Raw genomic sequence first — 13276 nt, forward strand, 5'->3', positions numbered from 1 at the left:
TCGACCAACATGTGCTCGATCCGATCCACCGGATAATTCGGATCCACCGGCAAGAACGCACCACCGGCCTTCGCCACCGCCCACACCGCCACCACAGACTCCACCGACCGCGACAACGCCAACGCCACGAACGACCCCGGACCCACACCACACGACATCAACACCCGCGCCACACGCGACGACGCCGCATCCAACTCCCCATACGAAAGCACCCGCGAACCCGACACCACCGCAACACCACCGACACCAGCAACACCGACCGCACCAGCCAACAACTCCGGCAACACCACACCCGCAACAGAACGCGGACCACGAACCGGAGCGAGACGCGCACGTTCGGCGGCGGAGAGCAACTCCACGTCACCGACGGCACGCTGTGGGTCATTCGTCAGTGCGTCGACGATGCGCACCAGACGACGACCGATCTGAGCAACACTGCCGGCATCGAACAGTTCTGTGGCGTAATCGATGACGACATGCGGAGATTCGGACTCGTGAACCGTGACGACGAGATCGAAATCTATTCCGTCGCGCGGAAGCGGAGACTCCCCGAAGCGGAGCGCGACCTGGGCGAGGGGGTTGTGCGAGCCGGTTTCGGCCGAGCCGAGTGCTCGGGCTATCTCGGCGAAGGTGGCATCGGCGTGGGCGGACGCATCGACGAACTCTGCCGCGGTGGTGCCGACGAAGTCCGAGAACGACTGGCGGCCGTCGGGGCGAGTGCGCAGAACAACCGTCTCGCCGCGGCCGGAGGGTACTGCGATCGAGACGTCATCGGTGGATGCGAGACGCGAAAGAAGAACGGCCACAGCGGATTCGAGCACGACGAACGGGGTGGTCGAGCTGTCGTCGGCGAGTCGGCTCACGGCATCCCACGCTGCGGACCCGAGGGCAACCTCGTGCGATGCGCGAACATGCCCGATGCGCGAAGGCCGGGGGCGGTCGGTCGGCAGAGCGAGCAGGTCCGGCGCATCGGCCAGTCGATCGACCCAGTGGGCTACGTGCGCCGCAGCGCGGCGGCGGCGACGACCTTCGAGGGCGCTGTCCGGATGAACTTGCAGGACGGGCACGTCCGGGCCGGAGGCGATGAATTCGGTCACCATGTCGACGAAACTGGAGTGATGCGTCGTCAGGTCGTTGTCGTCGTAGCGGTTGGGGTTTGCCCGGAAATCGACGAATGTTCTTGCAGGAGTGCCACTTTGGTAAACGTTGACGAGGAGGTCCTCGACCGGGCCGGACGTGACGATGTTGAATTCGCCGACGATCGAGCCGAGCTGAATCTGCTGATGGAACAGCATCATGTTGACCATCGGGCCGGCGAGTTGTTTGTCGCTTCCCGTGGCTGCCAACTCGCGCCGGATATCTTCGATGCTGAACCTCTGGTGCCGCAACGCACCCATCAGCTCGAGTTGTACCTGCTGTACGAGTTCACCGACGGTGGCCTTCTCGGAGACGCGCATCGGAATGGGTGCGACGTTGACCAACATTCCGCCGGATCGACGGAGGAGGGCCGTGGTGCGCGCGGACACGGGGATGTTGACCAGGACGTCTTCGCGCCCGGTCATGCGCGAGAGGTAACAGCCGAATGCAGCGATGAACACCGCGGCGGCCGTCCCGCCCTTCGTCGAGTCCGACGCTTCGAGTTCGGTGACGACGTCATCGGGCAGTGCGACACTGCGCAGCTTGCTGGCCGCGATGGTATGACCGGGTGTGTTGGACAGCGTGGCACCGTCGTGGATGCCCGCGGCCCTCGATGTCCAGTACTCCTTGTCCGTCTCGAAACGAGTGGACGTCCGGTACTCCTGATCGAGGTCGTACAGTCGCCGAAGTTCGGCTGCCTTGTTCGGCTCGGGTTCGACATTCTCGACCGCTGCGGTGTAGAGCGCGGCGGTGCGCTGGACCAGTGTCATGGCACCGTAGCCGTCGAGGGCGACGTGGTGGATCTTGCTGTACCAGAGGTTGCGTTCGTCCTCGACCTGAAGAATCCAGCTGTCGACGAGCGGATCGTTCTCCATGTCGACCGGTTTGACGTAGTTCTCGTCTATCCACGCCAGCGCCGACGCCATCGGATCGTCTTCGCCGCGAAGATCCAGGTAGTGCACCGACTGATCTATGCCGTGGTCGACCGTCTGAACCGGCTCCCCGTCGACCTGGGCCAGGCGCAGGTAGGCCGACTGGAACTCGTGCCCGGCGCGGGCCGACGCCTCCTGGAGAACCGCTATGTCAAGTGGTCCGCGCAGATCGACGTATTGGGCGATACAGACAGCGACGTCAGGCGCGAGTTGTTGCGCAAACCACATTCCGCGCTGCGCCGAGGACAGCGGGAAGGAATTGTCGAACCCTGTTCCGGTCGGCGGGACCTGAGAGCCACCGGTGGTCACTGCGCGCATTCACTTGCCTTTCGGCGGGACGGAGGCACCGGCAAAAGCCGACGTCGAACCCGTGGAATCGGAGCCTTCGGCCTGGTGAGAGATCTCCGGCCGCGGCGGCGTCTGCGCGCGATTGAGCAATTCTGGCGTCCGTTCTGGTCTGCGTTCGTATCGGTCCACACACACTCGATGGCGGTTGTGGGGCGGTTTGGATTCGTCGCCTGGAGCTTGTCGGATTGAAACAGGGAAGAACCCCGTTTTCACCGGGCGGGCTGCATCGCGGGAACCTCACGCGAAGTAGAGCCGATCGACGGTGTCCGTGAACTCAGGAACACGGTTCCCCCTCCCTGTCAGGCGCTCGATCCGGACGCGGCATCGATGCCGATTGTTCGCTCCCCTGACATCGTGACCGAGGCGGCATTCGGGGGTACGACGGCGGCCGCATCCTGGACCTCCAACACCTCCAGCGGCTTACAAAGATACAACATCGGCGAAGTTCTTTTGTGCGGTAGTCCTAGTGGGCATCGATTGTTCGGAGAAGCTTGTTACAGGATCGCTTGTGTGCGCCACCCGACCGCCGTTTTTACATCGAACGAATGATAGTGATTCGGACCGTCGATGCGCCGAATACCGACCCGAACAAACTTGACGATTGTTTCATTCACGAAGCCGTCGACGTCGGACGTCGACGAGCGTCGCGATCAACCCCACTGCCGCGGCCAGAATCAGCGCCAGCTCCGCGCCGAAACCGATGCGTGTTGCGGGTGTGAGCGAGCTCCGCAGTTCGACCGTCGATACCAGTACATCCGGCTCGAACAGCGGGGTTTGTTGCAGGACGTTCCCCTCGGGTCCGACTACGGCACTGACGCCGCTCGTCGCCGCAACCACGACGGTGCGTCCGTGTTCGACGGCTCGCACCCGCGACATCGCCAGCTGTTGATACGTCATTTCGGTATCGCCGAACGTGGCGTTGTTGGTAGGGATCGCGATGAATTGCGCACCCGAACGAACGGACTCGTCGAGGGCTCGATCGAATGCGACTTCGTAGCACGTGGCTATTCCGGCCGCTATTCCTGCAGCGTGTACGACACCGTTTCCATTTCCAGGAACGAAATAACCCGCTCGATCGGCGTATTCCGAAAACAGTCGAAAAAAACTTCGGTACGGCAAGTATTCGCCGAAGGGCTGAATGATCTTCTTGTCGTGCCGCTCCCCTGGTCCTTCCGCACCGTTCCACGCGATGACGGAATTGGTGTTCGTGTTGTTCGCGTTGACCAGGACGGTGCCCACGAGGATCGGCGCACCGACGGCAACCGACGCCTGCGTGATGAGCGTCGCAGCGTCGGAGTTGCGCAGCGGGTCGATATCCGATGCGTTCTCCGGCCACACGACGAGATCCGGCGCGGGTTGCCTGCCCGCGTCGACATCGGCGGCCAGCGCCATCGTCTCGCGCACGTGGTTGTCCAGTACCGCGCGTCGCTGCGCGTTGAAGTCCAGCCCCAGGCGAGGAACACTGCCCTGAATGGCAGCGATCGTCGCCGTGCGATCGCCGTCCCCGGTGTCGTTCGTGTGCAGAGTCGGGATCAGCGACACCGCAGTGATCGATGCGATCGCCGTGGTCACGACCGGTCCGACGAGCGATCGGGCGGTGACGCGACGCGTGAGTGTCAGCACCAGCGCGGCCAGTCCGGTACCGGTGAGCGCGACCCCGAAACTGAGCAGCGGTGCGCCTCCGATGCTCGCCAACGGAAGCAACCAGCCCTCGGGTTGTCCGAACGCCAGCCGGCCCCACGGAAACCCTCCGAAAGGAACGCTCGACCGAAGCCACTCGGCGGCGCTCCACATCAGGGCCATCGACAGCGGCCACCACGCGCTCCGCGCAACCAGCACGGCCGTCATACCGAACAGACCGAGGAACACCGATTCGGCTGCGGCCAGCGCGAGCCACGGCACCGGGCCGACGTAGACGCCGATCCACGGGAGCAGAGGAACGAAGAAGGCGAGGCCGGCCACGTAGCCGTATCCGAATCCGCCTTTCAGCGACACCGATCGGCGGCCGCCGAACCCCGTCAGAACCAGTGCCAGTACTGCGATGCCGATGGGTGCCAGAAACCAGAGCGTTCGCGGCGGAAAACTGGCGAAGACGAGCGCGCCGGCAACGGCAGCCAGGACGGTCGACAGCGCAGGTCCGTACAGCCGGGTCAGTCGCGCGGTCGAGGGGTTCTCACTGCTCATGAACGACCCGTCCACGGTGCACCGTCATCGAGCAGCGGGGACCGACGGACGACGCCTCGAGGCTGGGCAGCGGTGCCACGCCCGCACGGGGGTCGGTCGACCACCGTTGAACGCTGTCCTTCGGTGCTCGCACGACGAGCTCGTCCACGTCCCACACCGCAAAGGACGCGGGGGCTCCCGGCACCAGTGTTCCGGCCAAACCGTCGCGCACTCCCCCCGCCCGCCATGCACCGCGCGTCGCAGCCGAGAACGCAGCACGGGGCGACACCGAGCTCCCCGGAGTGCGGTGGTTCGCCGCAGCGCGGACCGTCGCCCACGGATCGAGGGACGTCACCGGCGCATCGGAGCCGAACGCCAGCGAGACTCCCGCAGACGCCAGGCGTGCGAACGGATGGAGTTCGGCAGCGCGCTCGGCACCCAGACGCGCGGCGTAGAGGCCGTCGGCTCCGCCCCACGCCGCGTCGAACGCCGGCTGCATGCTGGCGATGACGCCCCACGACGCCAACAGGTCGGCTTGCTGCGCGGACACCATTGCCACGTGCTCGAGCCGGTGTCCGCAGGACGCGACGGCGGGTGTGCCCAGATCGGCGACCACCCGGCCGAATGCAGTGACGGCGGCCGACACAGCGGCGTCGCCGATGACGTGGAAGCCGGCCTGAATTCCGGCCGTCGTGCAGGCGGCGATGTGTGCAGCTATGGCGTCGACATCTGCGTACGACACACCGGTTCCGGGACCATCGGCGTACGGCGAGCTCAACCATGCGGTGTGCGACCCGAGGGATCCGTCGACGAAGATATCGCCTGCCAATCCGTGGGCACCGGTCTCTTCGAGCAACTCACGGGCGCGTTCGGCGGTATCTGCCAGCTCGCCCCAGTAGCCGCGTATTTCGACGCCGTGCTCGGTGTTCATGAGTTCGCGGAAATCGTCGATGCCCGACACCACCGGTCCCGCACATTCGTGAACCGCGACGATCCCGTGCGCCGCGGCGTCGTCCAGCGCAGCAGCCCTTGCTCGGCGTCGGGTGTCGGCGGTGAGCAGCGAGCGAGCGGTCTGCCGAGCACGATGGTGCGCGTCTGCGGTCAGTGGAGACTGTTCGGAGTAGCCGGAAGTGGCGTCGGCAGCGGACGCGGCGAACCGCAACCGGGTGGATACGGCGGCAGAATGCGAGTCGACTCGGGTGAGGTACACCGCTCGTCCGGGAGCAGCCGCATCGAGTTCGGCGGTGGTGGGAGGACGTTGTTCGGACCAGGTCGACTCGTCCCAACCGTGACCCCAGAGCAGTTCGTCTTCCGAGGATGCCGCATGTTCTCGCACCATGCGCAGGCACTCTTCGATCGACGTGGACCGGCTCAGGTCCAGGCCGATCAGCGACAGTCCGAGGTCGGTCACGTGAACGTGCGTGTCCACGAACGCCGGAGCAACGAAAGAACCGGCCAGATCGGTGATGGGAACGCCGGGGTGCAAGGCTCTTCCGGTGCGATCCTCACCGATCCAGCTGATGATTCCGTCGGTCACGGCCATGGCGGTGGCATCGGGAGCCGAAGGACTGTAGATCCGTCCGCCGCAGAACAATTCGGTGGTCACGAGCGACCAGTCTGCCCCTACCGGTGGGGCTTGGGGAAATCCCCGGCAGCGGGATCGACGCGGCCCGGGTCGATCACCTCACCCTCGAGAACGAGCGACGGCCCGGTGGTTCGTGGTCCGCGATTCTCGTCGGCCGTACGGTCGTCGAGTACCTCACCGTCGATGACCGTGGGGCGCATGCGCCGAGTGGACGCCGCGACTCGGGGCAGCCACCGCGCGGCCGCCCACAGCACGGCAGGCCGGAGCAGCCAGCGAGTCGGTGGGATCAACAGCAACAGGCCTACCACCGTGGTCACCAGGCCGGGCACGAACATGGCCACCGACCCTGCAGCGAAGAGTGCGCCGTCGGCCACGGCTCCCTCGGCCGAGCGTTCACCCTGCGATGCGCGTCGCAGGCCGTCCAGTACCCGCCGGCCTTGCGAACGGACCAGCAACGAACCGACCAACGATCCGGCGATGAGCAGCACCACGGTCCACAGCACACCGAGTGCACTGCCCACAGCGACCAGGGCTGCAACCTCGACCACGACGTAGAGCACGAACAGAGCGAGCATGACGGTCCTTTCTTCGCTTGGTCCGTACAACGTCCGGCACAGTCGTTTTTCTCCCGATGCGTCCTGTTTGCCTGGAGATTCTCAGGATCCGGGTCTGACGAGGCCGGATTCGTAGGCGAGTACGACGGCTTGCACTCGGTCACGTACTCCCAGTTTGGTCAGTATTCGGCCGATGTGGGTCTTGATGGTCGCCTCGGACAGGTGCAACACCGTCGCGATCTCGGCATTGGACAGCCCGGTTGCCAGGTGCGCCATGACCTCTCGCTCACGCCCGGTCAGGCCGTCCAGTACCGATGGGTCGACGGCCGGCTCGGTGCGCTCGACGAACCGCGACAACAGCCTCTTCGTGACTTTCGGTGATACGACGGCGTCACCCGCAGCCACGCTCCGAATCGCGGATACCAGATCCTCGGGCGGTGTGTCCTTGAGCAGAAATCCACTGGCTCCTGCCCTGAGCGCACCGAGTACGTGCTCGTCGAGATCGAACGTCGTCATGACCAGAACCCTGGTGTCCGATCCCGATTCGGTGATCGCTCGAGTGGCGGAGACCCCGTCGATCCCGGGCATGCGGACGTCCATCAAGACCACGGCGGGCGCCAACCGTGCCACGGCTTCGATGGCACCGGAGCCGTCGGACGCTTCACCGATCACCTCGATGTCGTCCTGGGCTTCGAGCACCATGTTCAGGCCCATTCGCATCAGTTCCTGGTCGTCCACGACGACAACGGTGATCGGCACCGACACAACCTAACGCCTACTCGATCGGCAGTCTCGCCCGCACGAGCCAGGAGCCCTGGGGTGTTCGACCGACCTGCAACGTGCCCTGCAACACCGCGACTCGCTCCCGCATCCCCACCAGTCCGTGTCCTCCGCCACGGGTCGGTGGCGCCGCACTGCCGGTGCCGTTGTCGGAGATCTCGACGGTGACGGTGTCTGCTTCGCGTGCGACCCGCACGACGGCTCGTGGGGCATGGCCGGCGTGCCGAAGAACGTTCGTCAGCGATTCCTGGACGAGTCGGTGTACGCCGAGACTGATCGCCGGACTGATGTCGTCGAGATTGCCCGTCTGTTCCAACTCGACGTTCAGGCCCGCTCGACTCATCATTTCCACGACGCGGGCCAGACCGGCCGTGCCGTACTCGGGCATGTCGTCCGCGTCGGGGGTCGTTCGCAGCAGTGCGACCGTTCTACGCAGTTCGGCCAGCGCCTGCCGGCCCGTCGCCGAGATGTTGGCCACCGCCTGCTCGGCACGTTCGGGGTTGCGCCGGATGGCATACGACGCCCCGTCGGCCTGGACCACCATCACGCTCACCCCGTGGGCGACGACATCGTGCAGCTCGCGCGCGATGCGTGTTCTTTCCATGAGCACGGCCTCCTCGGCGCGGCGATCCCGGTCGTACTCGGCCACGATCAGTCGGGCCTCCATCGCCTCGTCGTATGCGCGTCGGGCACCGAGGAATTCGGCAGCGACCCACGACAGTGCGTACAGCAGAGCGCTGAACAGCAGCGTCGTGAACAACGGCTGGTGGAAGAGCAACAACGACGACACCGAGTAGGCGGCCACACCGGCGGCGTAGACGGCCCCCTGTGCGCGGCCGACGTAGGCCACCAGGGTGTAGAGCATGATCGGCAACGCCAGTGCGGCCGGATGGCCGTTGGAGGTATCCCCGACCATGGCTCCCCACACGTCGGCGACGAACGTCGACACGAGCGCCACGGCCGCCACGGACCTGGGGAACCGACGCCGCCACGCGACGGGAACGGTCAGGACCACCGAGAAGGCCAGAAACAACGGCCCGTTCAGGCCGTCGGCCGAACTCACGAAAACGAGAATCTCGATGACGAAAAGCCCACTGGCGAGCAGTGCGTCGGCCACGAACGGTTGGCCACGGAGCCACAGGCTGAATCGACGCATGTGATTGAGTTTGCCGTATGACTGTCGCGGACTGGGGATTGTTGATGGCCGCCGCGACGGCAGCAGGATGGGTCGACGCCGTGGTCGGCGGCGGCGGTCTCATTCTGTTGCCGGCGATCTTGCTCGTGGCACCGCAACTGACACAGCAGGCAGCCCTCGCGACCAACAAGGCGACCGCAGTCTTCGGAACAGTCGCCGCCGTCGTCACGTTCGCCCGCAAGGTCTCGCTCGACTGGAAGGTGCTCGTTCCTGCCGGCGCGATCGCGGCGACGACCTCGGCGGCGGGCGCTGCCGCGGTGTCGTTGATCGACCGCGACCTCTTCGTGCCGATCATCATGGTCGTGCTGGTCGGCGTTGCGGTACTGGTGACCTGCCGACCGACCATCGGTCGTACCGCGGCACCGTCGCCCCCGACCCATCGCAAAGTTCTGATCGTGATCGGTCTCGCCGCAGCCGGCATCGGGTTCTACGACGGCATTCTCGGACCCGGCACCGGCACCTTCCTCATCATCGTCTTCGCGACGATGCTGGGCACCGAATTCGTCCGCAGCGCCGCGATGGCAAAGGTGATCAACGTCGGCTCCAATGTCGGTGCGCTGACCTACTTCGCATTCACCGGCAGTGTGTACTGGCAACTCGGTGCTGCGATGGCCGCCTGCAATGTCGTCGGTGCGGTACTCGGTTCGAGGACGGCGGTCGCCAGGGGTGCAGGCTTCGTCAGGATCGTGTTGCTCGTCGTCGTGATCGGCATGGTCCTACGCCTCGGCTGGCAACAATTCGGCTAGCGTCACAGTCGTGACGACACCATCGGACCGGTCGGTCGACGCCGATTTCCTCGCCCTCCCCCTGCGAGAACTTGCCGACGCGGCCCTGAGCGCGGCGCGCACGGCCGGAGCCTCGCATGCGGACTTCCGGGTGCAGCGGCTGACGACCCAGTCGATTTCACTGCGCGACGGCTCGGTGCAATCCGCCGTCGACGCGGGGGAAATCGGGTTGGCGGTGCGCGTGGTCGTCGACGGCACCTGGGGTTTCGCCTCTCACGCCGAGCTGAGTACCGACGCGGCTGCCACCACGGCGCGGCGTGCGGCCGAGGTGGCGACGGCGTTACGCGTGCTCAACCGCGAACGGGTCGAACTCGCGCCCGAACCGGTGTACTCGGACGCGGTCTGGGTCTCGCAGTACGAGATCGACCCGTTCGACGTTCCCACCACCGACAAAGTGGCGCTGCTGGCCGAGTACTCGGCCAGGTTGTCCGCCTCCGACGGCGTCGACCACGTCACGGCGTCGGTGCTGCAGGTCAAGGAACAGTCGTTCTATGCCGATTCGGCGGGCAGCTCGATCACTCAGCAACGGGTACGACTACACCCTCAGTTCGAGGCCACTGCCGTGGACCGAGCGGCCGGTGCGTTCGATTCGATGCGGACATTGGCACCGCCGGTCGGACGCGGCTGGGAATACCTCGGTGAACACAGCACGTGGGACTGGGCGGACGAACTCGCGCGCATCCCGGAGTGGCTGGCCGAGAAGGTCAAGGCCCCGTCGGTGGTGGCAGGTCCGACGGATCTCGTCATCGATCCCACCAACCTGTGGCTCACCATCCACGAATCCATCGGACACGCAACGGAATACGACCGAGCGATCGGGTACGAGGCCGCCTACGCCGGGACGTCCTTCGCCACACCCGATCAGCTCGGAACCTTGCGTTACGGCTCACCCATCATGCACGTCACCGCAGACCGGACCGAGGTGAACGGTCTCGCCAGTATCGGCTACGACGACGACGGCGTGGCCGCGCAGAAGTGGGATCTGGTTCGCGACGGAACACTCGTCGGCTACCAACTCGATCGGGTCTTCGCCCCGAGGCTCGGACTGGAACGGTCCAACGGATGCTCCTACGCCGACTCCGCACATCACGTTCCGATCCAACGCATGGCGAACGTGTCGTTGCAGCCCGATCCCGACACCGACCGGTCGACCGAGGAGGTCATCGCCGCGGTCGAGGACGGTATCTACGTGGTCGGCGACAAATCGTGGTCGATCGATATGCAGCGGTACAACTTCCAGTTCACCGGACAACGCTTCTACCGGATTCGAAACGGTGTGCTCGACGGCCAGGTGCGCGACGTCGCCTATCAAGCGACGACGACGGATTTCTGGGGTTCGATGGAACTGCTCGGAGGTCGCTCCACCTGGAAACTCGGTGGGGCATTCAACTGCGGCAAGGCCCAACCCGGTCAGGTCGCCGCGGTCAGTCACGGTTGCCCGGTCGCACTGTTCCGCGGGGTCAACGTCCTCAACACCCGATCGGAGGCAGGTCGATGATCGAGCCGCAGCAGGTGATCGAACGTGCGTTGGCGTGTGCGAACGTCGACGACACCGTCGTCCTCGTCACCGACTCCAGCGACGCGACGCTTCGGTGGGCGGGCAATTCGATGACCACGAACGGCGTCTCCACTTCGAGGCAGTGGGTGGTGGTGTCCATCGTCCGGAACGGGGACGTGGCGCGGGTGGGTTCGGTGTCGTCCACCAGTGTCGATCCGAGCGAGATCGCGGACGTCGTGCGTGCCAGTGAAGCAGCGGCCCGCGCCGCCGAGCCTGCGGACGACGCGATGCCGCTGCTGACCCCCGATTCCGAGCCGGACGGCTGGGATCGACACGCGCAGGCCACGTCGATCGACGTGTTCGGTTCGCTGGCAACGGAACTGAACGTCGGATTCGACGGCCGAGACACGTTGTACGGATTCGCCGAGCATCGCGTCGACAACGTGTGGCTCGGAACCTCGACCGGAGTGCGACGCACGTTCACACAGCCGACCGGGTCGATCGAAGTCAACGGAAAGCGGTCCGGGGCGAGTGCCTGGGTGGGAAAAGGTACAGCCGATTTTCGCGACGTGTCGGCGGCATCGATGCTCGGAGAATTGTCCACCAGGCTGGGCTGGGCGCAGAACACCGTGGAGCGTCCCGCCGGTCGGTACGACACGGTGTTGCCGCCCTCCGCCGTGGCCGATCTGATGATCTACCTGATGTGGACCATGGAGGGGCGCGGGGCCCAGGAGGGGCGCACCGCACTCTCGCGGGCCGGTGGCACCCGAGTCGGCGAGAAGCTCACCGAGCTGCCGCTGACGCTGCACTCCGACCCGCGCGAGCCCGGTCTCGGGTACGCGCCGTTCGTCGCGGCGGGCTCCTCCAGTGATGCGGTGTCGGTGTTCGACAACGGTCTCGGCATCGACCGGGTCGATTGGATCCGGGACGGCGCGATCGCAGCACTGGCCTATACACGCGCCGGAGCCCGGAAGTTCGAGGTACCCGTTGCCGTCCCCGGGGAGAATCTGATCCTCACCGGCGGCAGCGACACCGGGATCGACGCGATGGTCGCGTCGACCGAGCGCGGGCTGTTACTGACGACACTGTGGTACATCCGAGAGGTCGATCCGACCTCGTTGCTGCTCACGGGTCTCACCCGCGACGGTGTCTACGCCATCGAGGACGGCCGGATCATCGGAGCCGTCAACAACTTCCGGTTCAACGAGAGTCCTCTGGATCTGTTGCGACGTGTCACCGAGGCCGGACGGACCGAGGCGACACTGCCGCGCGAGTGGAAGGACTGGTTCACTCGCACGGCAATGCCGCCGCTGCGCATTCCGGACTTTCACATGTCCTCGGTCAGCGCCGCGCAATAGGGTCTGCGGGGTCGTTCCCGCAGGCCCTGCGTCCGACCGTTACTTGTCGGGTCCGGACAACTCGAGAGCGATGTTGTCGGGGTCGCGGAACTCCACGATGGACAGTCCGGGCCCTGCGTCCTTGATGCCCTCGTGCGCGATGCCGAGCTCATCGAGCGTCTTGACTGCATCCTCGAGCGCGGCACGGGTATCGACGGTGAAGCTGAGGTGGTCCAGCCCACAACGATCTTCGGCGAAGGTGTCGTCGCTCGGCGCGACCGGGCGCAGACCGAGCAAACCCCCGCCGAACTTGTAGATCACGCCGCCGAAGAGGAACCACAGGGCTTTCTTGGTCTCCTCGTCCGCGTCGGGATCCCAGGCGTAGGCCACCTCGAAGCCGAACACCGAGTCGTAGAACGATCGGGATCGGTCGATGTCACTGACGGTGAGTCGGACATGGTTGTAATCGGTCACTGCAATAGGCACGTGGTGCTCCGTTCCGGCAGCAGGGGAAGCCGCCTCATGAAGCATTCGGAACTGCGCATACCAACGATGGTGTCGTCGTGCAGACCGGTTACGCGGGAGTGATCGCGAGCCCGACCGAGCCGCTCTTGCCCCTTCGAAGAACGCTGCCCTTCACGGTGAGCCAGCCCAGGATGCCGTACTTCGACACTATCGCCGCGCGCGCTTTCTCGGTGCCGGCTGCATCGAGGATCTCGGCTGTCGCGTCGACCGCGTCGCCCTGGGGTTTGCCGCGCATGTCGCACGGTGCGAGCAGAACCTTCGAGTTACGGCGAATGCGCTTGACCTTCCACGAATCCGACACCGTCCACACGAGCAGACGATCACCGTCGAGCGCACCCCAGAGCGGGGTCGGTACGGCGGTGCCGTCCTTCTTGAACGTCGTCAGCAGTACGTACTTGCCCTTGGCAATGTCCTCGAAGGTGGCAGTCATACCGAGA

The 13276-nt window shown here is 65.4% G+C and carries 11 protein-coding genes; 3 read left to right on the forward strand and 8 right to left on the reverse strand.

Features of this window, described 5'->3' with window-relative positions; translation table 11 throughout:
* The 6 genes from AB0O58_RS07450 to AB0O58_RS07475 form a co-directional block, all read right to left on the reverse strand.
* A partial coding sequence (locus tag AB0O58_RS07450) for a condensation domain-containing protein (protein WP_366238081.1) occupies positions 1-2387 on the reverse strand: 2387 nt, incomplete at its 3' end.
* Positions 2388-3023: 636 nt separating this feature from the next.
* Complete coding sequence (gene lnt, locus AB0O58_RS07455) at positions 3024-4601, reverse strand: apolipoprotein N-acyltransferase (RefSeq protein ID WP_032365823.1); 1578 nt, start codon at positions 4599-4601, stop codon at positions 3024-3026.
* Entirely contained in the window at positions 4591-6186 is a 1596-nt protein-coding gene (locus AB0O58_RS07460; RefSeq protein WP_032400741.1) for an amidohydrolase, read from the reverse strand. Before AB0O58_RS07460 ends, lnt begins: the two co-directional genes overlap by 11 nt.
* Positions 6187-6203: 17 nt before the next feature.
* Positions 6204-6740 carry an FxsA family protein gene (locus AB0O58_RS07465; protein WP_032400742.1) on the reverse strand — a complete coding sequence of 179 codons (537 nt, stop codon included), beginning with the start codon at positions 6738-6740 and terminating at the stop codon, positions 6204-6206.
* Between the two features lie 81 nt (positions 6741-6821).
* Positions 6822-7478, reverse strand: coding sequence for a response regulator transcription factor (locus tag AB0O58_RS07470; protein ID WP_027497113.1), 657 nt, complete (start codon positions 7476-7478; stop codon positions 6822-6824).
* A gap of 16 nt (positions 7479-7494) precedes the next feature.
* Positions 7495-8655, reverse strand: coding sequence for a sensor histidine kinase (locus AB0O58_RS07475; RefSeq protein ID WP_032400743.1), 1161 nt, complete (start codon positions 8653-8655; stop codon positions 7495-7497).
* 17 nt (positions 8656-8672) lie between these two features.
* Between AB0O58_RS07475 and AB0O58_RS07480 the strand changes: the two genes are divergently transcribed.
* The 3 genes from AB0O58_RS07480 to AB0O58_RS07490 are packed head-to-tail and all read left to right on the forward strand — an operon-like array spanning position 8673 to position 12335.
* On the forward strand, positions 8673-9440 hold the full coding sequence (locus AB0O58_RS07480) for a TSUP family transporter (protein WP_032370548.1): 768 nt from the start codon (positions 8673-8675) through the stop codon (positions 9438-9440).
* A 10-nt stretch (positions 9441-9450) separates the two neighbouring features.
* On the forward strand, positions 9451-10977 hold the full coding sequence (locus AB0O58_RS07485) for a TldD/PmbA family protein (RefSeq protein ID WP_032382028.1): 1527 nt from the start codon (positions 9451-9453) through the stop codon (positions 10975-10977).
* On the forward strand, positions 10974-12335 hold the full coding sequence (locus AB0O58_RS07490; protein ID WP_032372417.1) for a metallopeptidase TldD-related protein: 1362 nt from the start codon (positions 10974-10976) through the stop codon (positions 12333-12335). The genes AB0O58_RS07485 and AB0O58_RS07490 overlap by 4 nt, the downstream gene beginning before the upstream one ends.
* Before the next feature lie 39 nt (positions 12336-12374).
* Here AB0O58_RS07490 and AB0O58_RS07495 read toward each other — a convergent pair whose 3' ends face one another.
* A complete protein-coding gene (locus AB0O58_RS07495; RefSeq protein WP_027497108.1) occupies positions 12375-12800 on the reverse strand; it encodes a VOC family protein in 426 nt (141 codons plus the stop codon).
* A gap of 88 nt (positions 12801-12888) precedes the next feature.
* On the reverse strand, positions 12889-13269 hold the full coding sequence (locus AB0O58_RS07500) for a PPOX class F420-dependent oxidoreductase (protein WP_027497107.1): 381 nt from the start codon (positions 13267-13269) through the stop codon (positions 12889-12891).
* Positions 13270-13276: the final 7 nt, after the last annotated feature.

The sequence above is a fragment of the Rhodococcus sp. NPDC080181 genome (assembly GCF_040702225.1).
GTDB classification, from domain to species: domain Bacteria; phylum Actinomycetota; class Actinomycetes; order Mycobacteriales; family Mycobacteriaceae; genus Rhodococcoides; species Rhodococcoides fascians.

Bases quoted from the DNA above. Each gene is read 5' to 3' on its own strand.
- lnt (WP_032365823.1), bottom strand. From the start codon at position 4,601: ATGAGCAGTGAGAACCCCTCGACCGCGCGACTGACCCGGCTGTACGGA.
- AB0O58_RS07465 (WP_032400742.1), bottom strand. From the start codon at position 6,740: ATGCTCGCTCTGTTCGTGCTCTACGTCGTGGTCGAGGTTGCAGCCCTG.
- AB0O58_RS07475 (WP_032400743.1), bottom strand. From the start codon at position 8,655: ATGCGTCGATTCAGCCTGTGGCTCCGTGGCCAACCGTTCGTGGCCGAC.
- AB0O58_RS07480 (WP_032370548.1), top strand. From the start codon at position 8,673: ATGACTGTCGCGGACTGGGGATTGTTGATGGCCGCCGCGACGGCAGCA.
- AB0O58_RS07490 (WP_032372417.1), top strand. From the start codon at position 10,974: ATGATCGAGCCGCAGCAGGTGATCGAACGTGCGTTGGCGTGTGCGAAC.
- AB0O58_RS07500 (WP_027497107.1), bottom strand. From the start codon at position 13,269: ATGACTGCCACCTTCGAGGACATTGCCAAGGGCAAGTACGTACTGCTG.